Annotated in this window: 22 protein-coding genes; 4 read left to right on the forward strand and 18 right to left on the reverse strand. The window is 66.4% G+C overall.

Annotated features, from left to right (window positions below):
* Nucleotides 1–8 precede the first annotated feature (8 nt).
* The 12 genes from AU072_RS00470 to AU072_RS00525 all read right to left on the reverse strand — a co-directional run bounded on the left by AU072_RS00470 (nucleotide 9) and on the right by AU072_RS00525 (nucleotide 12812).
* Nucleotides 9–917: an alpha/beta fold hydrolase gene (locus tag AU072_RS00470; protein WP_064411916.1), complete on the reverse strand. Its 909-nt coding sequence runs from the start codon at nucleotides 915–917 to the stop codon at nucleotides 9–11.
* Between the two features lie 6 nt (nucleotides 918–923).
* Nucleotides 924–1598 (reverse strand): Rv1363c family protein, encoded by a 675-nt coding sequence (locus AU072_RS00475; protein ID WP_174523708.1) that lies wholly within the window; start codon nucleotides 1596–1598, stop codon nucleotides 924–926.
* 92 nt (nucleotides 1599–1690) lie between these two features.
* Nucleotides 1691–2359 (reverse strand): Rv1363c family protein, encoded by a 669-nt coding sequence (locus tag AU072_RS00480; RefSeq protein WP_064411918.1) that lies wholly within the window; start codon nucleotides 2357–2359, stop codon nucleotides 1691–1693.
* A gap of 143 nt (nucleotides 2360–2502) precedes the next feature.
* Entirely contained in the window at nucleotides 2503–4002 is a 1500-nt protein-coding gene (locus tag AU072_RS00485; RefSeq protein WP_064411919.1) for an MCE family protein, read from the reverse strand.
* A gap of 1 nt (nucleotide 4003) precedes the next feature.
* Entirely contained in the window at nucleotides 4004–5158 is a 1155-nt protein-coding gene (locus AU072_RS00490) for an MCE family protein (RefSeq protein ID WP_064411920.1), read from the reverse strand.
* Nucleotides 5155–6480, reverse strand: coding sequence for a virulence factor Mce family protein (locus AU072_RS00495; RefSeq protein WP_064411921.1), 1326 nt, complete (start codon nucleotides 6478–6480; stop codon nucleotides 5155–5157). Before AU072_RS00495 ends, AU072_RS00490 begins: the two co-directional genes overlap by 4 nt.
* The gene (locus AU072_RS00500) at nucleotides 6477–7829 is read right to left on the reverse strand and encodes an MCE family protein (protein WP_064412293.1); all 1353 of its coding nucleotides are present in this window, start codon (nucleotides 7827–7829) and stop codon (nucleotides 6477–6479) included. Before AU072_RS00500 ends, AU072_RS00495 begins: the two co-directional genes overlap by 4 nt.
* A complete protein-coding gene (locus AU072_RS00505; protein WP_064412294.1) occupies nucleotides 7826–8857 on the reverse strand; it encodes a virulence factor Mce family protein in 1032 nt (343 codons plus the stop codon). The genes AU072_RS00500 and AU072_RS00505 overlap by 4 nt, the downstream gene beginning before the upstream one ends.
* A gap of 37 nt (nucleotides 8858–8894) precedes the next feature.
* The gene (locus AU072_RS00510; protein WP_064411922.1) at nucleotides 8895–10355 is read right to left on the reverse strand and encodes an MCE family protein; all 1461 of its coding nucleotides are present in this window, start codon (nucleotides 10353–10355) and stop codon (nucleotides 8895–8897) included.
* A gap of 1 nt (nucleotide 10356) precedes the next feature.
* Nucleotides 10357–11211: an ABC transporter permease gene (locus AU072_RS00515; RefSeq protein WP_064397607.1), complete on the reverse strand. Its 855-nt coding sequence runs from the start codon at nucleotides 11209–11211 to the stop codon at nucleotides 10357–10359.
* Nucleotides 11208–11975 (reverse strand): MlaE family ABC transporter permease, encoded by a 768-nt coding sequence (locus tag AU072_RS00520; protein ID WP_064406628.1) that lies wholly within the window; start codon nucleotides 11973–11975, stop codon nucleotides 11208–11210. The genes AU072_RS00515 and AU072_RS00520 overlap by 4 nt, the downstream gene beginning before the upstream one ends.
* Nucleotides 11976–12179: 204 nt before the next feature.
* On the reverse strand, nucleotides 12180–12812 hold the full coding sequence (locus AU072_RS00525; protein WP_235629807.1) for a TetR/AcrR family transcriptional regulator: 633 nt from the start codon (nucleotides 12810–12812) through the stop codon (nucleotides 12180–12182).
* Nucleotides 12813–12911: 99 nt separating this feature from the next.
* Here AU072_RS00525 and AU072_RS00530 point away from each other — a divergent pair, with 99 nt between their 5' ends.
* Nucleotides 12912–13769 (forward strand): alpha/beta fold hydrolase, encoded by an 858-nt coding sequence (locus AU072_RS00530; RefSeq protein ID WP_064412296.1) that lies wholly within the window; start codon nucleotides 12912–12914, stop codon nucleotides 13767–13769.
* A gap of 100 nt (nucleotides 13770–13869) precedes the next feature.
* Here AU072_RS00530 and AU072_RS00535 read toward each other — a convergent pair whose 3' ends face one another.
* Both AU072_RS00535 and AU072_RS00540 read right to left on the reverse strand, forming a co-directional pair.
* A complete protein-coding gene (locus tag AU072_RS00535) occupies nucleotides 13870–14316 on the reverse strand; it encodes a DUF732 domain-containing protein (RefSeq protein WP_064411923.1) in 447 nt (148 codons plus the stop codon).
* 270 nt (nucleotides 14317–14586) lie between these two features.
* On the reverse strand, nucleotides 14587–15543 hold the full coding sequence (locus tag AU072_RS00540; protein ID WP_064411924.1) for a hypothetical protein: 957 nt from the start codon (nucleotides 15541–15543) through the stop codon (nucleotides 14587–14589).
* A 25-nt stretch (nucleotides 15544–15568) separates the two neighbouring features.
* Here AU072_RS00540 and AU072_RS00545 point away from each other — a divergent pair, with 25 nt between their 5' ends.
* Nucleotides 15569–16354: an adenylate/guanylate cyclase domain-containing protein gene (locus AU072_RS00545; RefSeq protein WP_064411925.1), complete on the forward strand. Its 786-nt coding sequence runs from the start codon at nucleotides 15569–15571 to the stop codon at nucleotides 16352–16354.
* On the opposite strand, the gene AU072_RS27840 is transcribed toward AU072_RS00545, so the two are convergent.
* Nucleotides 16336–16512, reverse strand: coding sequence for a hypothetical protein (locus tag AU072_RS27840; RefSeq protein WP_120270932.1), 177 nt, complete (start codon nucleotides 16510–16512; stop codon nucleotides 16336–16338). The two genes, AU072_RS00545 and AU072_RS27840, sit on opposite strands and share 19 nt — an antisense overlap.
* A gap of 42 nt (nucleotides 16513–16554) precedes the next feature.
* Between AU072_RS27840 and AU072_RS00550 the strand changes: the two genes are divergently transcribed.
* Nucleotides 16555–17232 carry a hypothetical protein gene (locus tag AU072_RS00550; protein WP_064412297.1) on the forward strand — a complete coding sequence of 226 codons (678 nt, stop codon included), beginning with the start codon at nucleotides 16555–16557 and terminating at the stop codon, nucleotides 17230–17232.
* Nucleotides 17233–17428: 196 nt separating this feature from the next.
* On the opposite strand, the gene AU072_RS00555 is transcribed toward AU072_RS00550, so the two are convergent.
* The 3 genes from AU072_RS00555 to AU072_RS00565 form a co-directional block, all read right to left on the reverse strand.
* Complete coding sequence (locus AU072_RS00555) at nucleotides 17429–18250, reverse strand: LmeA family phospholipid-binding protein (RefSeq protein ID WP_082680687.1); 822 nt, start codon at nucleotides 18248–18250, stop codon at nucleotides 17429–17431.
* A gap of 304 nt (nucleotides 18251–18554) precedes the next feature.
* Nucleotides 18555–18881 (reverse strand): WGxxGxxG family protein, encoded by a 327-nt coding sequence (locus tag AU072_RS00560; protein ID WP_328587087.1) that lies wholly within the window; start codon nucleotides 18879–18881, stop codon nucleotides 18555–18557.
* A gap of 103 nt (nucleotides 18882–18984) precedes the next feature.
* Nucleotides 18985–19470 (reverse strand): SRPBCC domain-containing protein, encoded by a 486-nt coding sequence (locus AU072_RS00565; RefSeq protein WP_064412299.1) that lies wholly within the window; start codon nucleotides 19468–19470, stop codon nucleotides 18985–18987.
* Nucleotides 19471–19593: 123 nt separating this feature from the next.
* Between AU072_RS00565 and AU072_RS00570 the strand changes: the two genes are divergently transcribed.
* Nucleotides 19594–19860: a hypothetical protein gene (locus tag AU072_RS00570; protein WP_064411927.1), complete on the forward strand. Its 267-nt coding sequence runs from the start codon at nucleotides 19594–19596 to the stop codon at nucleotides 19858–19860.
* Nucleotides 19861–19874: the final 14 nt, after the last annotated feature.

The raw sequence follows: 19874 nt of genomic DNA on the forward strand, positions 1-19874 counted from the left end.
CCTCCAGGCTAAGCGCGCATCGCGCCTATGAAGTCGACGATGTGGCTCGCGACGGCCTCGGGCTGTTCCAGCTGCAGGAAGTGACCGGCCCGCTCGACGGTGGCGACCTCACTACCCTCGGGCAGAACCCGCTGCACCCATCGAGCGTAATCGGCTGAGGCGCAACCATCGTCGGTGCCGTGCAAGTACAGCGTCGGCAGCTGCGGCGCCGACAGCCAGTGCCGGTGCAGTTCGGCGTACTGCGCGGGTGGCTTGCTGTTGCGCACGGTGGCCCGGTAGTAGCCGAGAGCGGCGCGCCAATTCTCGGGCGCGCCGATCGCGTCGAGGACGTGGGCGACGTCCCGGGTGGCGTCGTAACCCGGCGACCACTGGCGCCACAAGCGGGGCACCACCCACGACGCGGATCGCTCAGGGAGCCCGGGCAATTGGAAGTACATGATGTACCAGCTGCGGAGCAACTGGCGGGGCAACTGCGCGGCGAGCCGCCCCGCGTCCGGTGTCCGGCCGAGCGGTCGGAACGCGGCGGCAAGCGGCACCGACATGATGACAGCTTTCGAGAAGGGACTGTCCGGCATTGCGGCGAGGCCGGCACCGGCGATCGCTCCCCAGTCATGCCCGATGAGCACGTCGCGCCCCGTCGGTCCGGCCGCATCGAGCACCCTCAGCGCATCGTCCATCAGCGCGCCGACGTGGTAGCTGCCGTCGGACGCCGTCGACGACGGGGCATAGCCTCGCATGAACGGCGCCACCACCCGCCACCCCGCATCGGCCAGTCGCGGTGCGATGTTGCGCCACCCATGCGCAGTATCGGGAAAACCGTGCAGGCACAACACGATCGGCGCACCGACAGTGCCCCAACTGAGCGCGCGCAGCCGCACGCCCGGCGCATCGACATCGATGAGTTCGGGGTCGGCCACTACGCCCTACACCGGGTCGAACTTCGAGATGAGCCAGCGACCGTCGATCTTCTCCAGCGTCACCCGCACACTCGAGGCGGTATCGGTCGGAGCGTCCTGGCCCATGACCACGGTCTGGTTGACGAACACCAACACCACGGCCTCGTCGGGGCCGGCCGACACGGATGCGGCCGCCGGCACCGAAGCCACCGCAGAAATCTGCTTCTGCTGCGCGCCGGGGATCACCACGTCGTTGATGAGCCCGGTGTAGGACTCCTCGAATTCGCCGGTCAACAGGGAGCGTGCGTCGTTGAGCTGCTGTTCGACGGTGTCCGGCTTGTACGACAGCATCGCCACGGTGCTGTCCTTGGCGACCTGGACCGACTCGGCGCGCGCCGCGTCCGCGTTGCGCACGGAGTTGTCGACCCACTTCAGGTAGCCCGCTGCACCCGCCAGCAGCAGGGCGAGGGCGGGCAGCACACCGAAGGCGAAGACGCGGGCCCAGTTGATGCCTCGCCCGCCGGTGGACTCGGTGGTCTCGACGGACTCCGAGGCCGCCGCTGATTCGGTTGTTGCGGCGGGCTCCGAGGCCTCCGCCGACTCGGTCGTCGCGGCTGCTTCCGAGGTCGTGGCGGATGCGGTGCCCTCGGCCGATTCGGTCGTCTCGGCGGCCGTCGTCGTCTCGGCCGTCGATTCCGTCAACTCGACCGCCTCGGATGCCGGCGTCGTACCCTTCTCGGCGGACTCGTCGGTGGCGTCGTCTCGTTTGCGCCGCGGAAGTCGATGTCTATTGCTCACGGTACGAACTCCACATTCGAGATCTTGGCCTCGTCCTCGCCGGTTTTCTGCACCGAGATCCTCATCCGCCAGGACCGCGGCGCCTGCTCAGGTGCCCCCGCGTTCGTCGTGTTGACGGTGACGGCCACCAGCACCTTGGCCTCGTCGCCGTTCAACGACTCGATTCCCGCCTCCGAAATCGTGCCCTCCGACTTCGACTGCGCCTGCTTGACGACCTCGATGAACGGTTGCGCGCGGGCCTGGAAGTCGTCGTAGAACGTCCCGGTCGACGAGTCCAGGACACGTTGCACATCCTGCTCGGCGTGCTCGTGGCTGATCGTCGTGAGGTTCAGCGCGCCCTGCCGCCCGACCTGCAGAAAGAGGTTGCGCAGATCCTCGGCCTGCCGCGACTCGTACGCCCGGTACCCGAGCCACCCGGTCAGCGCCGCGAGAGCCACCACGACCACGAGCCCGACGATCGTCGCCAGCCGAACGTGCGACATCGGCGCCTTGGGCGGGGTGGGTTCGGCTTCGCCGTCGGCGGCGTCGTAATCCTCGACGTCACCGGCATCCCCCGTCGTCTCGGGGGTATCTGTCGTCGAAGCAGCCGGTGCCGTCTCGGCCGCTGTCGTGGACTCGGGACCTTCGGCCGCGGCGTCCTTGCCGGGAGTGGTCTCGTCTGCCATCTAGGTTCCTCTGCGGCCCAAGGGCCAAGTCGGGGTCGGGTAGACAGGTCGGCTACAACTTACGTGTCCGACACCATAGCGTCGGAGCCTGCCCACGAAACGGCACCACGTCCGTGCCGGCTCAGACACTGCAACGATCAGCGTCAGCTCCCCGGCGGGACGAGCATCGACTGCCACGGCCGCTCGCCGGCCGCACCGTTCGCCAGGTTGGACTGGGTGTACACCTTGCCGTCCGGTCCGACGTATTCGCCGGACGCGGGGTCGTATTCGGCAGCCGCGACGGGCAACGGCGGCGTACCCGGAGGAGGCGGCGTGATGGCGACGGGCACATCCGGGGGCACATGCGGGATCGGTTGCCCGGACAGGGTCGCGTTCGGATCGCCCTTCCAGTTGTAGCCGTCGTTGAGCGGCACGTACTGCTCGTCGCTCTCGCACATCTGCCACGTCGGAGCCCGCTTGCCCGGCACGGTGACACACGGCAGGTTGCGGGCGCCGCGGACGTTGAACGGCGCGTCCTGCGGCGTCCGGCAGTACAGATCGCCCACCGGCCGGTCGGGGTAGTCCTCGAAGACCGGGACGCGCTGCTGCTGCGCGGGCAGGAACCCCGTCGTACACGGCGGCGGCAGGTTCTGCGGCGGCAGCGGCAGCGGCGCGGGCAATGCGGGCAGGATCGCGTTGAGGTTGAAGATCAGCGAATCGCCCATGTAGTCCTGCTTGGTATTTCGCTTGTGCACACCCACGGCCTGGGTGACGGCGGTGCCCTGCGGCAACAACACCAGCAGCTGCTCGAGGCTCGGCTGGTAGGCGAGCGCGACCTCTCCGATGCTGACCAGATTGGCCAGCACGATCGGCAGCGTCGGTTGCAACCGTTCGAACAGGGCGCGTACCTCGTCGGCGGCCCCCGGCCCCTTGGCCAGGATTCCCGACACCGCCGGATCCTGGCTCTGCAGTTGACCGCTGATGCTCGCCAGGTTCGCCGCCCACGCCTGAATGGAGCCGGCAGTGTCGGTCTGGGTGTCGAGTATCGGCTTGGACTGGTCGATCAGCGTGAGCAGCGGGTCGAGGTTCTCGCGGGCGTCGATGGCCAGCGTGGCACTCCCCTGGACCAGCCGACGCAGCTCGGGCCCGAGCCCGCCCACCGCGGTATAGGCCTCGTCGACGACGGTCCTCAAGTTCTCCTGCGGAATCGCCTGCAGGCCCCTGGCCGTGTCGTCGAGGACCGTGTTGATGTCCGTCGGAACCGTGGTGCGGTCCAACGGGATCACATCGCCGTCCCTCAACTCCGGGCCGTCGCCACTGCGCGGGAGCAACTGGACGAACTGCTCGCCGACGGCGGACACGCTGTGCACCTCGGCTTCGAGGTCGGCGGGGATCCTGACGTCGGAGTCCAGCGACAAAACCGCCTCGACTCCCCTGTCCGTGAGATCCACGCTTTTCACCTCGCCGACCTGCACGCCGCGATAGGTGACGTTGCCCCGCGGATACAACCCGCCCGTCTCCGGCAACTCGAGGGTGACGCGGTACTGGCCGACGCCCAGGAGGGTCGGCAGCCGCATGTACCCAAACACCATGATGCCCAACGCGAGTGTCGCGATGACGGAGAAGATGGCCATCTGAATGAGGATCTGTCGGGTCATTCGCATGCTACGGCCCCTGATCCCAGCGATACGGAGCGACCAACGGGTTGCCGCCCGGTGGCGGCACGTGGTGGTTGCACGGGCTGGGGAACTGGCCGATGGTGCGTCCCCACTGCAGCTCCAACCAGGTCAGGTTGCACTCGAACCGTGTTCCGGTGAAGAAGCTCGAATCGATTCTGCTCAACGTCAGGTCGACGACCAGCGTCAGGTTCGCGTAGTCCCCGCGCATCCAATTGAGCAACGTCTCCTTCGGGAACGGGAAAGTCGGCAAGAAGCTCAGCGCGCGGGTCAACGCGGGACCGGCGTCGGCCAACTCCTCCAGCACCACGCCCAGGTCCTTGAGCTCTTGCACCAGAGCGTCTTTGGTCTGATTGACCGAGTCGGCGGCCAGCGCGCTGAACCGGCCCAGCTGAGTCAGCACCTCGGCCAGGTTCTGCCGCTGATCCCTCAGCACGGCCAGGGCATCGGGAATGGTCCGTAACGCCTTGTCCACCACCGGCTTCTGCTCGGCGATCTGACCCATCAGGTTGTTCAGGCTCTCGGTGGCCTCGATGATGTCCTGCTTCTGGTCATCGAGATGGCCGATCGCGATATCCAATTGCTCGATGAGGCTGCGCAAGTCGCTTTCCCGGCCGGTGAACGCGACGCTCAACGCCTCGGTGATGTCGTAGATATTGCCGATCCCACCGCCGTTGAGCAGCAGCGCCACTGCGGCCAGCGCCTGCTCGGTACTCGGGTAGGCGCTCGACGACTCCAGCGGAATCAGCGAACCTTCTTTGAGCTTGCCCGACGGCGGCGCGTCGGTCGGCGGGGCCAACTCGATGTGCAAGGACCCCAACAGGCTTGTCAACCCGAGTTTGGCCGTCGCGTTCGCGGGCAGTTCGACGTCACCGTTGAGTTCCATCGTCACCAGCGCATGCCAACCCTGGCGCTCGATCTTGCGCACGGTGCCGACGTTCACATCGGCCACCCGGACGCGGGAATTGGGCTCGATGTTGTCGACGTCGGGCATCTGCGCCTGGATCGTGAACGCACCCGGACCGGTGCCCTCGACGCCTGGCAACGGAAGCGAGTTCAGCCCCTGCCAGTCCGAACAGCCCGACAGCACCGCGGCCGACACGGCCACCACCGCCGCTCTGCGAATGAGGTTGCGCCGCATCATGGCCCGACGCCCTGGGGCACCATCATCCCGTGCAGACCGTCGGCCGGATTCGTCGAGACCGGCGCCTCAGCCGCCAACGGCGGGCCGGCGGCCGGCGCGGGTGGCGCCGCCTGCGCCGACGGCGGCGGCGCTGCGGGCGGAACAGGTTGCGGCGGAATGTAGTCGGGCCGCAACCAGTCCTCGCTGTAGGTCAGCTCATTGGGCCGCGTCGTGGCACCGGAGAAGACGTTCTGCATGATGGGCAGGAAGTTGTACTGGCGGTTCTTCAGGATCGGCGCCATGTACTGCACGCACAGCTTGGCCGACTGCTCGGCGTTGAGCCGGGATGCGGCCTGAATTCCGCCGCACAGGAACGAAATCGGGTTGGCGAAGTTGTTGAGCATCGGCAAGCTGCTCACCGCACCCTGAGCGGGCTGCCAGATGTTGACGTAGTTCTGCAACGTGTTGGGCGCCACGTGCAGGAACTGCTTGACCTCGGCGAGGCTGTCGGTCAACGCCTGGGTCACCCCGGCCAACTTGTCCGACGTGGTGCCCAGCGCTTCGCGGTTGTCGGCGACGAACGTCTGGACTTCCCCGACGACGTTGTTGAGGTCGCGCAGCGCGTCGGCGACTTCGTTGGGATCGTTGGCGAGCAGTCCGGTCACGGACGCGAGGTTCTGGTTGAGCTGACGCATCACGTCGGTGCTGTCCTGCAGCGCCGAGACCAGGATCGCCAAATTCTTGACCGTGGAGAAGATGTCGGTGCTGTGATCGCCCAGGGCCGTCACGGCCTGCGACAGCTTGATGACGGTGTCGCGGATGTTGGCGCCCTCGCCGCGTAGGTTCTCGGCAGTGGTGTTGATGACCGACCCCAAGGGGCTCACGTCGCCCGGTTCGGTCGGCTGCAGCGTCTCGGCGAGCTTCTGCAATTGTTGGCGGACCTCGTCCCACTCAACCGGGACGGCGGTGCGCGACTGCGGGATCACCGCATCGTCACCCATCACCGGCCCGCCGGTGTAGGGCGGGGTCAGTTGGATCGCGCGCGCGGTGACCAACGTCGGTGACAGGATCGCGGCCTTGGCGTCTGCCGGCACCTTGTGCTTGCTGTCGTACCAGAACGAGATCTTGACCCGGTCGGGCTGCGGTTCGATGGACTCGATTTTGCCCACGGGAACGCCGACGATGTTGACGTCGTCACCGGGATAGATGCCGTTGGCGTTGTCGAAGTAGGCGACGACGTGTGTGCGGTTGATCGCTCCGGTGTTGCGCAACAACACGATCGCGCCCGCGGCGAGTATCACGACCAACGCAATGGCCAGCATGTTGCGTGCGCCGCGCGTCATCGTCCGGCCTCCGCGGGTGAGAGGTGAGCCTGCCCGCCCGGAGCGGGCACCGCGACCGGAGACGGCGTCGGGTCCGCGGTCGACTGCAGAGCCGGCGGTGCCTCAGCGGGCGGTCCCGGAGGCGGCCCGCCGGGCGGCGGCGCCGGCAACGGCTCGCGGTAGGGATAGCAGCCGGGACCCGGCAACGGCAGCCCGGGCGGTCCGCACGCCTGATCGCCGGGATTGCCGGTGATGGCGTCGGGGACCGTCAGCCGTGGTTCACCGCCTTGACCCGTACGGGGGAACGGCACCGGCAGCGCCGGCGTTCCCGGCTGACCGACCTGCGGGTCGCTCAGCTCCGACGGCAGCTTCACGTTCGGGTCCAGGCCGAGATCGGAGAACGCGGCATCGATGAACGGCTGCAGGAACTGACCCGGCAGCAGGTTGGCGACGTAGTTCTTGAAGAACGGACCGCCAGACACCGATTCACCCAGCGACATCACATAGTCGGTCAGCAACGCGAGCGACTTCTGCAGGCGTTCCTTGCGATTGTCGATGATCGTCAGCACGCCGTTGAGCTTGTCCAGGGCAGGTCGCAGGGTCTCACGGTTTTCGCCGATGAAACCCTGCAACTGACCGCTGAGCGCCGAAATGTTGCCCGACACCTGATCCAGTGCGGCGCTCTGGTTTTCCAGCTCGGCCAGCAGCGCGTTGGTGTTGTTGACCAGGCTCACGATCTGGTTGCTGCGTTCGGCCAGCACCTTGGTGGCCTTGTCGGCGTTGCCGAGCAGCCCGCGCAGCTGCGCGTCGCGTTCGTTCAGCGTGTCGGAGAACCGGGCCACACCCTCGATCGCGACACGGAGCTCGGGCGGGGTGTCGGAGAAGGTCTCCGACAACACCCGCAGCGAGTCCGACAACTGGTCGGTGTTCAAACCGCTGATCGCCGTGGCCAATTCGCCGAGCGCATCCGGCAGCTCATAGGGCGACGTCGTGCGATCGAGGGGGATTGTGCCCTCCTGGCGGCCGTCGCCGCGGGAGGTGACCTCGAGGATCTTCGTGCCCAGCAGGCCCTCGGTCTTGATCGCCGCCTCGGTGCGATCGCCCAACCGGATGTCACTGTCGACGGTGAACGTCACCAGCGCGCGCGGTCCGTCCAACTCGATGGACTTGACCCTGCCGACCTCGAACCCCGAAACACGCACGGCCTTACCGGCTTGCAGCCCGCCGACCTCGGCGAAGTAGGCCGAGTACTCACTGCCCTGCAAGAACGGCAGCCGATCGTAGTTCAGCGATCCCAGCACAATGCCGACCGTCAGCGCCAGCCCGACGGCCCCGATGACGGTCTGATTCCGTTCCGAGAAGGACCTCATCTCGGCGCACACCTCCCGGTGGACTGCCCGGCGACTTTCACATACACCGGCTGGCCGCCCTTGCCGTTGAGTTTGAGCACGATGTCGCAGAGATAGAAGTTGAAGAAGTCGCCGTAGAGCCCTTGCCGTGCGAGCGCTTGATGGGCGTCCGGCAGAGTGTTCAGCAGGTTGTCGAAGTACTCGTGGTCGGCCGCCACGATCCCCGCGGCGCGGTCCGTTTCCTGGATCGCCTTGGTGAACGGTGGACGAGCCTGGTCCAAAAGGTCCGCGACGGTTCCGGCCGCTTCATTGGTGTACGCCAGCCCGTTGCTGATGTCGGATCTGCGTTCAGCCAGTGTCCCGACCAGTTCGCTGAGCGCGTCGACCGCCTTGGCGAACTGGTCGTTCTGGTCGCCGAGGGATCCCAGCACCACATTGAGGTTGACGATCACGTCGCCGATCAGCCGGTCGCGATCCGCCAAAGTCGTTGTCAGCGCCGCGGTCTGGGACAGGAACGAGTTGATGGTCGCGCCCTGACCCTGCAGCGCCTGGATGAGCTGACTCGACAGCGCGTTGACCTGGTCTGGGTCCAGCGCACGGAACAGTGGTCGGAAGCCGCCGATCAGCGCGTCGAGGTCGAGCGCGGGAGATGTGCGGGCGAAGGGGATCGTGCCGCCGGGCTCGAGCTTCTTGACTCCGCCGACGCCCTCCTCGAGTGCCAGGTAGCGGCCCCCGATGAGGTCGTCGTATCGGATGACGGCCCTGCTGCCCTCGGTCAGCACCACCGACTGGTCCGCGTTGAACTCCACCCGCGCAGTGGTATCGGGTTGGATGGCAACCTTTTCCACGCTGCCGACCTCGACGCCGGCGATGCGCACGAAATCGCCGTTCTCCAGACCGGTGACATTGGTGAACTCGGCGACATAGCTGTTGGTGGCCTCCCCGAAGCGCATCTCGCCGAAGACCGCGAACAGTCCGAACACGCCGAGCAGGCACACAGCCAGGAACACGGCGAGACGCACCGCGTCCCGTCGAACCCTGGCGTTCATGCTGGACATGGCGTGTCACCTCTCATGGCGTCGTGGTTCATCCGAACGGGGGCCCCGGTCGCGCGGGGGTCGGCAGGGGTGTCGGTCGTAGGGGCGTGGGTTGCACCTGGGCGGGCGAATGGACGATGAACGGTTCCGAACCCGGTGTCGGGCCGGGATCCCGCGGCGCCATCGGCGGCGGGGCGGCCGGTAGGCCCGGCCACAGCGGGGTGCCGTCGTCGGCGTACAGGTCGGCACCGTAAGCGGGGGCTCCCGGGTACGGGATCGGACCTATCGCGGGTCCGCCGAACAGGTTCCGCACGCTCGGCGGTTCGGGCACGGCGCGGGTGGTCGGCAGGTAGTTGGCGTACCCGGGGAAGCCGATGCCGGGGTTCGGCCGCCAGTCGATTCCGGTGCCGAACCCGGTGTTGGTGACCAGGTTGCGCACCGGCCAGTTCTGCGCGACGTCGGGCAGCGAGCCGCAGCTGGGTTTGCCGCCCGGCCCGCCCTTGGCGCCGACGATCGGCAGGTGGTTGGGGTACCGGTACGGGTCGTCGCCGACGCCGAGGGCCACGTCCAGCACCAGCGTCCGGCCGTTACCGCCGGGCGCGTCGTACCCGCCGGTGTCGAGCAGGGTCTTCGCGCCGGTCAGCAGGCAGGTGTACTCCGGGCTGTACTTGTACAGCAGGTTGGTCGTCGGCTCGAGCACGTTGATGGACTTGATCAGGTTCGCCTGGTTCGGCGCGAGCAGGTTGATTCCGCTGTTGGAGAGCCCGATGGTGGCGAGCAGCAGCGCATCCAGTTGGCCGGCCTGGCCGGTGATCGTGGTGCTTGTGGTGCTGAGCGCGTCGAGGGTGCTCAGAATGTCTTGTGCCGCAGCGCTGTACGTGTCGTTGAAATCCCGCAGCGCGCGCAGATCCTCGGTGATGGTCTCGTTGCGTGGATTGAGTTCGAGCAGAACCTGATTCGCGTCGGTGGTGGCCTGGCCGATCAGCTCACCCTGACCTCGGACACCCTCGGCGAGCGCGTACAACGTGCTGTTGAGCTTGGCCGGGTCGACCTGCTCGAGCACGTCGACGATGTTCTGGAACACCGTGTTGGCTTCGACGGTGACGTTACGCGACTCGATCACCTGACCGGCGGCGAGCCGCGCTGAACTGGGATCGCTCGGATAGATCAGATCGACGAATTTGGCGCCGAACACCGTCGTCGCCCGGATCTGCGCCTCGACATTCGACGGGATGAACTGAAGCTTGTCCTTGTCGATCTCCAGCTTCAACGCCACCGGCTGGCTGCCGCCCTGGATTGCGGAGACCCGCCCGACCTGCACGCCGCGCAACTTCACCTTGGCGTCGGTTTCCATCACCAGACCCGAACGGTCCGACGTCAGGGTGACGGTCTCGGTCTTGCGGAAGGCGCCGACGAACAGGGCATACGTCAACCAGATGGCGGCGGCGACGATCACCACGAGGATCAACGTCCACCACGCGGGATGCAGGCCTTCCTCTTCGACGTCCATATCAGCCGGCCAGGTTGAAGTTGCCGGATTGACCGTAGACAGCGAGCGAGAGCATCACCAGCACGAAGGCCGAGACGATGAGCGAGGTGCGCACGGCCCGCCCGACGGCCTCACCGACGCCCGCGGGCCCACCCCGCGCGGTGTAGCCGTAATAGGTGTGCACCAGCATGATCATCACTGACAGCGCGATGGTTTGACCGAACGACCACATCAGGTCCGTGGGGTTGAGGAACGTCCTGAAGTAGTGGTCGTACACACCCGTCGACTGACCGTAGATCACGGTGGTGCCGAACCGTGCCGCCCAGAACGCCGCGATCACGCCGACGCAGTACAGCGGGATCACCACCAGGAAGCCGGCGACCACCCGCGTCGATGCGAGGTAGGCGATGCTGCGGATGCCCATCACTTCCAGCGCGTCGACCTCCTCGTTGATCCGCATGGCGCCCAGTTGTGCGGTGGCGCCCGCGCCGATGGTCGCCGACAACGCCACCGCCGTGGTGGCCGGCGCGATCAGCCGCACGTTGAAGAACGCCGAGGCGAAACCGGTCAGCGCCTCGACGCCGATTTCCGAGAAGTCGGTGTAGCCCTGCACGGCCACGAGGGCGCCGGTGGTCACGGTGAGGAAGCCGACAATCGCCACCGTGCCGCCGATGATGATGAGTGCGCCCGCGCCAAGGCCCATCTGGGCGATGATCCGGATCAGCTCGACCTGGTAGTGGACGACGGTGTAGCGGATCGAGGTCAGAGTGCGGCCGAAGAACTTGGCTTGCATGCCGACGCGGTTCCACGGATCGGCGACGCTTTTGAACCGGGCCTTCAGCCACGGGAACTGGGAATGCGGCCTCGAAACAGTCACATCGTCACCTTCACCGCGACCGCGGTCGCGACGATGTTGATCGCGAACAGCGCCATGAACGTGAAGACCACGGTCTCGTTGACGGCGTTGCCGACACCCGCCGGCCCTCCGCCCACGGAAATGCCCTTGTAGCAAGCGATCATGCCTGCGGACAAACCGAACAGCGCGGCCTTGAGCAACGCGATGATGACGTCGGTGGTCCCGATGAGCAACGTCAGACCCGCGGCGAACGCACCCGGTGAGACGTTCTGAATGTAGACCACGAAGAAATACGCGCCGGCCAGACCGACGAGGATGACGGTCGCGGACAACGCAAGCGACACCAGCGTCGCCGCCAACACACGCGGAACGACCAGCGCCTGAATGGGATTCACGCCCATAACCCGCAGCGCATCGAGCTCTTCGCGGATGGTGCGCGCGCCGAGGTCGGCGCACATGGCGGTGGCGCCCGCACCCGCGACAACCAGCACCGTCACGATCGGCCCGATCTGGCGCACGGTCCCCAGCGCCGCACCCGTACCGGAGAAGTCGGCGGCGCCGAACTCCACCAGCAAGATGTTGAACGTAAAGGTCAGCAACACCGTATACGGAATGGTCAGCATCAGTGTCGGCAGTATCGACACGCGCGCGACGAACCACGCCTGAGAGATGAACTCCCGCCACGCGAAAGGTGGCCGGAACATCCACACGAAGGTGTCGAGCGCCATGGAGTAGAAGCCGCCGAAGGCGCGCACGGGCTTGGCAATTGCATTGACAGCGACCATCAGTCGGCTCCCACCCGCGCGCTTCGCACTGCCATCTGCACTGCCATAGCCCGCCGACCTTCCCTGACACCAACAACCCGCGCCCGTGATGGCTGTGGCGCAAGGGTACACACGGCCGGACGTCCGAGAACCGTATATCGGGATTTTGCGGTTGAGCAACCGTCGACGTCAAACAGGTGAGCAGCCCACTACAGGGGCCACTGGCTAACTTTCGCGCACGGCTTCCTCGAGTTCGGCAACGCCCTGCCTGGCGCCCAAAGCGCGTAGCGCGAAGTCGAGCAGCCGGGCCTTGGCCAGCCGCAGACCCTCGTAGTCATCGAAGGTCTGGCTGATCAGCACGCGGCTGATGATCGCGTTGATGGCGACCGCGTCCTGCTCCGGGTCGGCCAGCGGGAACGAACCGTCGCCGCGGCCCCGCCGCAAGATCTCGACCAGTGAGCGCTCGCGGTCGGCGTGGGCCTTCTCGCGCGTCTCGCGATAGCCCTTGGCGGCGCGGACCTCATCGGAGTCGATCACGGTGAAGTGCATCCGCATCTCGTCGTCGTGGATCAGTCCGAACATCGCCTCGATCCAGGCTTCGAGTTGCTCGGCCGGAGCACCTGACTTCTTCTCCAGGACGCGGTCGAGCCGTCGGGCCAACGCGTCGGTCTCCTCGCGCAACATGGCAAGGAACAACTCGTCCTTCGATTCGAAGTGACGGTAGAAGGCCCGCGTCGAGACTTGTGCCCGCTGCAGAATCGCAGCGACCGGGACGGGGCCCGTGTGCGGTTCAGACAAACAGGCGTAAGCAGCCTCGATGATGCGCTCACGATCACGCGCGGCAAACTCCGGCTGCACGAGCGCAAAGTATATTGACGCTCTCATCGGGGACACCGGGATCGACGGAAATTCCCGGTAGGTAACGTGAGCCACCGGGGCGAGCCGGAGAGGACGGTCGTGAGCGCGATTGACAGCGAACCGCAGACCGTCAAGTTCCGCGGGTCGGAGGACATCACCCTGGTGGCCGACGAGTGGAACCACAACGCGCAGACCGAGCAGCCCTCTGTTCTGCTCCTGCACGGCGGCGGGCAGAACCGCTACTCCTGGAAACAGACCGGACACGTCCTGGCCGGTCTCGGTCTGCACGTGGTCGCGCTGGACAGCCGGGGACACGGCGACAGCGACCGGGCGCCCAACGCCAACTACACCGTCGACGCCCTGAGTGCGGACACGCTGGCGGTCATCGAGCAGATCGGACGTCCGGTCGCCCTGATCGGCGCGAGCATGGGCGGGATGACCGGCATGTTGGCCGCCGCGGCCGCGGGACCGGAGAAGGTCACCAAGCTCGTGCTCGTCGACGTGGTGCCGCGGTACGAGAAGGACGGCAGCGCCCGCATCCGCGAGTTCATGTCCAGCGGCATAGACGGTTTCGAGACGCTCGACGAGGCGGCCGACGCAGTCGCCGCGTATCTGCCGTACCGCAAGCGTCCGCGCAACCCCGACGGTTTGAAAAAGAACCTGCGGTTGCGCGACGGTCGCTGGTTCTGGCATTGGGATCCGGCGTTTCTCACCGCGCCGATCGACGACCGGTTCGTCCGCGAGGAGAAGCTCGAGCAGGCGGTGATGAGCTTGACCATCCCGATCCTGTTGATCCGCGGGAAACTTTCCGACGTGGTCAGCACCGCGGGGGTCAAGGATTTCCTGGAGAAGGTGCCTCGGGCGGAGTTCGTCGAGCTCTCCGAGGCCGGACACACCGCCGCCGGCGACGACAACGACGCGTTCTCCGAAGTCGTGGTGCAATTCGTCAGCCGGTGATGAGCACCGCTCCTGGAAGGCCTCCGGTGCGCACTGCGGTCGAGGGTGCCGACTTTTCACGGCGACACCCTCGATCGATCACTGCCCGATGGGGAAACGCTCAGGCGAGCATGTCGCCCTCGGGCTCATCGGTGTAGACCGGTGGATCACCGGTGTAGATCGGCACCAGTTCCGGAGCGAAGACCACCATCGCCGTGGCGACGACGGTGATGGCCTCGTCCTTCGTCAGATACGGGCTTTCCAGGTAGACGGTCCGCGCCATGTCCACCGGGTGCACGCCGCTCCTGAGGGCATAGGCGATCGCATGGCCACTGAAGACCAAGTCGTTCCAGGTATACCCAGGGGCCGGTCCGATCCCCTCGTCGGCCAGCAGGCTGATGTACGCCGCCTCGTCCTGGGTGATTGCCGACGCCGACGGTGCCGTCGTCAGCGCTTGGCCAAACAACCCCAACATCAGGACGAGGCCGGCAGCCAGGATGGCCAGCATCCGGGTCGGGCCGCGGGTTGGGCGTCGCTTGGCTGCGTCGAAACGTGCGATGGTGTTCATGATTCCCCCTTCGATCGTTGCTTCACTTATCCGACGCTTTCCAGCCTTCGCCCCGAGCGAGAGCATCAGCAGAGTCGATGGCCAGCAACGGCAGGGACCTATGTCGCTGCGTCAAGGGCACTACGTCACAATTTGACGACTGCGTAACGAAAGTCGCTGGCAGCGATACGAATTGATTTCAGGCCTCGACGCATGACGGAGCGAAGACATGCGCGCCCCATTCGGTCTCAGCAAATTAATCGCTGGAGCGACCCGCGGCGTGTGCTGCCGTCACGCCAGCAGCGGTACCGTTTCCTCGCGGTCGCCCGTCAGGATCTCGAACATCGCGCGCCGGCTGGCCGTCAACTCCGTGCGCTCGAACGCTTTGCCTGCCACCTGGATTCGGCAGTTGGCGATCGCGGAGTTGTAGCAGTACTTCACCGCGCCGTCCGTGTCGGTGTACGTCAGCCCGATGACGTCGGACGGTTCCGTGACGATCTCGCCCTCGATCATCTGCTCCCCCACCCGGCCGCCGAACGCCCAGGTGAACGGACGGTAGTGGCCGTGGGTCTGCAAGCTCCCGCGGATCGAGCGCACGGCGAACTCCTGGCCGGCGTGCCGGAACACGAACAGCGTCACACCAGGTAGCAGCACCGGCCCGAATGCGGCTCGGGCGGTGACGATTTCGAGCGTCGTATCCGGTGCGTCGTCGAAACCACAGACCTGCCCGAACGCATAGGACGGCGTGTGCCGGGTGCCCCAGTTGTGGTTGACGCTGCCGGTCCAACCGTCGAGAACGAGACGAACGTCGTCGAGTTCGAGCAATCCGTCGAAGCGTGCGAGGGGATGGCGCACCGTCGTTTTGGCGGTCGGAAACCGCGCCGCGTAGGCACGGTCGGTGAGCAGCCGGACCGGGGCTTCGTCGCCCGGGGTGATGCGCAGGTCCCACCGCGCCGAGCGCTGCCCACCGGTGATCACGCCCTCGGCCGAACGGTCGTCGAGGGCGGTCGCGGCGATGCGCGCAGTCCAGTCCTCGTATCCGTAGTCGGCCGACTCGATCGGATACGGCTCCTTGAGCGCGCGGTTACCTGCGCCGTCCGGGTCGAAGACCATCACCCACACATCTGCGACCGCCTCCCCTGCCGTGGGTAGCAGCAGCGTTTCCCGAAGCCACAGCGCCTGAGGCAGGTCAGGGTGGTTGGCGCGAATGTATCGACTCTCGTAGTACGGGGGCTCCGCAGACCTCACCGGTTCAGCATCCAATACTTGAGGGGTGACCGGTGCCCAGATCGTGGCCTACGTACTGGCGATTGTGGCGGTGGCCGAAGCCGTCGCGCTCGCAGTGCTGTGGATCCGCTACACCCGCCAGCGTGAGGAACTCGACGAGATCCGTCGACGCCTCGACACCAGAAACATGTTGTTCAGCGGTGGTCGCGAAGCGGTGAAACAGGTGTGGCAGACCGCGAACATCCTGCGCAAGGACGGCCTCGGCGCGGCGGTGCGCTCCTCGATCGAGGATCTCGCGGACTGGGCCGAGGTGGAACGACCGGACCTGGCCCGGCTCTCACCGAGCGGCAAGATGGTGATTCTGTTCTCCGACATCGAGGACTCGACCGCGCTCAACGAACGCATCGGCGACCGCGCCTTCGTTCGGTTGCTGAGCCGCCACGACAAGATGGTGCGCCGCCACGTCAACAAGCATTCGGGCTACGTGGTGAAGAGCCAGGGCGACGGCTTCATGATCGCGTTCGCCCAGCCCGAGGAGGCGGTGCGGTGCAGCATGGATGTGCAGCGGTCACTTCGCCGGTCGCCCAACGGTATTCGCGTCCGAATGGGGATCCACATGGGCAAGTCCGTGCGCCGCGGCGACGACCTGTTCGGACGAAATGTCGCGATGGCCGCCCGCGTGGCGAACGAAGCCGACGGCGGCGAGGTTCTGGTGAGCGAGGTGGTGCGCGACGCGCTCGCCGATGTCGAGGACATCGAGTTCGACGACGGCCGCGAGGCCGAGCTCAAGGGCTTCAGCGGATCACACCGGCTCTATGCCGTCGCGTCCTGACCGCCGGCGTTCGCCTCGGCCACCCGTTGGTGCAGCCGCGTCCTGATGTCGTCGGGGGTGTAGGCATTGCGTCGCCGCTGATCGCGCGCGACCAGTACCCCGCCCGCCACCACACCCGCGACGCTCGCCAGCCCCACCCACTTCCAGATACCGCGCATGGCACTCAGTCTGCCTAAGCTTTGGTAGTGAAACCAACCATCGTGTCGTTGGAGCAGGCGCTCGACGCGACCCGCACCGGCGATCTGTGGCTGTTTCGCGGACGGTCGGGGCCCGACCGGGCGATCCAGTCGCTGACCAACAGCCCGGTCAACCACGTCGGGATGACGATCGCGATCGAGGATCTGCCGCCGCTGATCTGGCACGCCGAACTCGGCGACAAGCTGACCGACATGTGGACCGGGCGCAACCAGCGCGGCGTGCAACTCAACGACGCGCGGCAGGTGGTGGAGCGGTGGATCACCAACTATCACCAACGCTGCTGGCTGCGTCAGCTCACGCCGTATGCCAACCGCGAGCAGGAGGACCGGGCTCTGAAGGTGGTCGCCCGCATGGACGGCACACCGTTTCCGAGCACCGCGCGGCTGACCGGCCGGTGGTTTCGCGGGCGCCTGGCCGCCACCGACTTCACCCGCGGAATTCCGTTCGTGCACAGGAAAGTTCGCGACGCGACAGTGCGCAGGAAGCAGGAGCAGCTCCAGGTGGGGATGCAGACCGCGTACTGCGCGGAGACCGTCGCCATCACCTACGAGGAGATGGGGCTACTGACTTCGGAGAAGCATTACAACTGGTTCGATCCCGGCTCGTTCTGGAGCGGCGACACTCTGCCGCTCGCTCCCGGCTATCAACTCAGCCCCGAAATCGCCGTGACGCTGGATTGATCGCGACCCTGCACGGGAGTGCACCAAAGCCAGGGAAACCCCTGCTTCTTTCTGGTGCCGGTCGCCATACCGTGAATGGCATGTTGACGTGGATGAAACTAACCGTGACACTCCTTCTCGCTGCACTCACGATGCTGTTGTCCGGGTGCGTCTTTGCCACCGGCACCGTTATCAGTACTGTCCCGATTCTGTAGCGCTAGAGGCGCGCGAAGCAGGGGTTGGCGTCCTCCTTGGGGATCGCGGCGTCGCGACTCGAGAATGTGCCGACCACACCGGAGTCGGTGACCTCGACGCTGTCGGCGTGTATTCCGAGCGGGTAGTTGTCGTTGAGCTTCTTGGTCAGGTCGTTGAGCGCCGTTTGCACAGCGTCCTTGGGCAGCGGGCCGGTGACGTCGAGGACCTGTAGGTTGAGGTCGCCGTCGGTCACGACGGGTTTGGCGCTGACGCTGTTGTCGCCGGCCTCCAGAATCACCGTTCCCGCCGCGGGGTCGGTGCGCACACCGGTGACCAGATTGCCGACGCCCGGCAGGTTCGCGGCAACGGTGTCCTTGATACCCGCCGACTTCCAGCTCAAGGTCGCGTCGAGTGACCCGATGGTGCCCTTGGCATCCCCGGTGTCCTGCAACCGCACATCGGCGAGGGTGACCTCGGCGGTCATCCCGTCGGCGCTCTGCACCCGGTTGCCGTCCGTGGTCACCGAGATGTTGGTGTAATGCCCCGTGATGTGTTGCCACAGAAACGGCGGGTTCACGCCGAACGAGATCTTGACGCCGTCCTCGGTCACACACTCGGCGACCTCGGTCAGGATGTTGTCCGCCCGCTGCCGCGCGTAGAGCTCGCCGGCGGCCAGGCCACCCACCAGCAGGGCGACCACGATGACGGTGATCAGCACGATCGATGTCTTGTTGAACCCGTGCCGGCGGCGCGGTTTCTCGCCCGCGCCCGGCGTCGGCCCAAAGGACGGAGGTGGCGGCGGCGGTAGTGGTTCCCGTCGCTCGATCTGCTGGGTTGGCTTCACGTCGGCCGGTGACGGTGGCCGCGGAAAACGTTGCGTCGGACCGGCATCCGCACGCCTTCGTGGCGAGCGGAGCTGCTCGGTCGGCTGCTCGTGCTGCGCCGGTGCCGGTTGCGTGGGAGGCTCCGGCGGCCGGGGCGGCGGGCGTCGTTGCGCCGGTTTCGGTGGCGGCGAGCCACGGCGTCGCCAGTCAGGCGGACCCGGGCGGTGCGGCGGCTGCGTCACGTGCGCGATTCTGCCCTATCGACACTCGGGAAAGCCCCCGCCAGGCCGTGTGACCTGGCGGGGGCCCGTGATCAGTGATCCGCTACGCGCGCGGCGGCGGATTCGTCGTGCCGGTGTTGCGGACGGCCGGGTAGTCGGCGTCCCTGCGCTTCTTCAGTCCGAGCAAGCCCAGCAGGCCCAGGAGCCCCGCGAGTCCCCACAGACCGGTGTTGTCGCTCTCCTGCTCGTGCTCGACTTCCTGGGCGACCGTCGTTGTGGTCGTTGCGGGCACGGTCAGATCAGTGGCGTTCGCGACGCCAGCGCCGCCGAAAAGCAAACTGAGAGTCACGGCGCCAACCGCCAGTGATCTGTGCATTGTGTTGCTCCTTTTGTGTGTCGGAGCTAGTTGACCCATGGACATCGAGTCCATCCCCCCTAGCTCGCGAGCAAGTGTTTACCCCGATGAGCCGGTTCAAACCTGATGCGCGCGAATCTCCGCAATGCATCGTGCTTGCATCGCTCGGTACGGCCGATCACTCGGCGCGAAACACGGTCTGCCGCCTGTCGAGGTAGGCCGCGAGGTTCTCCAGCGAAGAATTCATCCCGTCCGCGTGATCGGCCGCCGAGATGCCGACCGGCACGTCGTCCGCGCGCAATTCGACCCGTGTACCGCCGTCGACCCTCGTCACCGTCCACGTCATCGTCATCGGTCCGCCGAAAGTCGCGTCAGCAGAAGCGAAGTCGACGGCCTGGACGACGCGGTCATCGGGTTCTATCTCGACGAAGCACCCCTCGACGACATCGGAGTCGATGTCGCTTTTGCCACCCTGGGCAGGCGGAGTGCTGTACCTCACGATCATCCGGTAGGAGCCGCCAGGACGGGCATCGAAGTGTTCGAATCGGCCGGTCATCCCCGACGGCGGCAGCCACTCGACAAGCGCCTCGGGATCGACGAGCGCCTCGAAGACGCGGCTCAGCGGTGCCTTGACCACCCGCGATGCGATATCCGTGCGTGTCATCACCAACATTGAACCCGATTCTGCGATCGCCGTTCTTGGGATCGGTAGCGCGCCCGCAGTTCTGTACTCATCGCACCGGCGACGCGACTCCCCGCGGAGCCTTCCCGAAAGGACCACGCAGCCATGAGCACAGGACGCTTCAACAGAATGCTGATCGGGGCGCTGCTGTCGGGCGGTATCGCCCTCGCCGCAGGACTCACCGCGGGTATCGCAAACGCAACCCCGGCACCGCATCCGCAGCTGACGTTCGAATACTCGGATGTCGCTGCCCCCGGCGATGGTTCGGCGCGCGCCACCAGCCCGCAGTCGCGGTTGTGCGACGGCTCCGTGCGCGTCACCGGTTCCACTCTTCAGGCGTGCGACGGCTCGGTGCGGGTCGCCCTCCCCTGAGTGCGTACGTCGTC

This window comes from Mycolicibacterium novocastrense, from assembly GCF_001499835.1.
GTDB lineage: Bacteria > Actinomycetota > Actinomycetes > Mycobacteriales > Mycobacteriaceae > Mycobacterium > Mycobacterium novocastrense.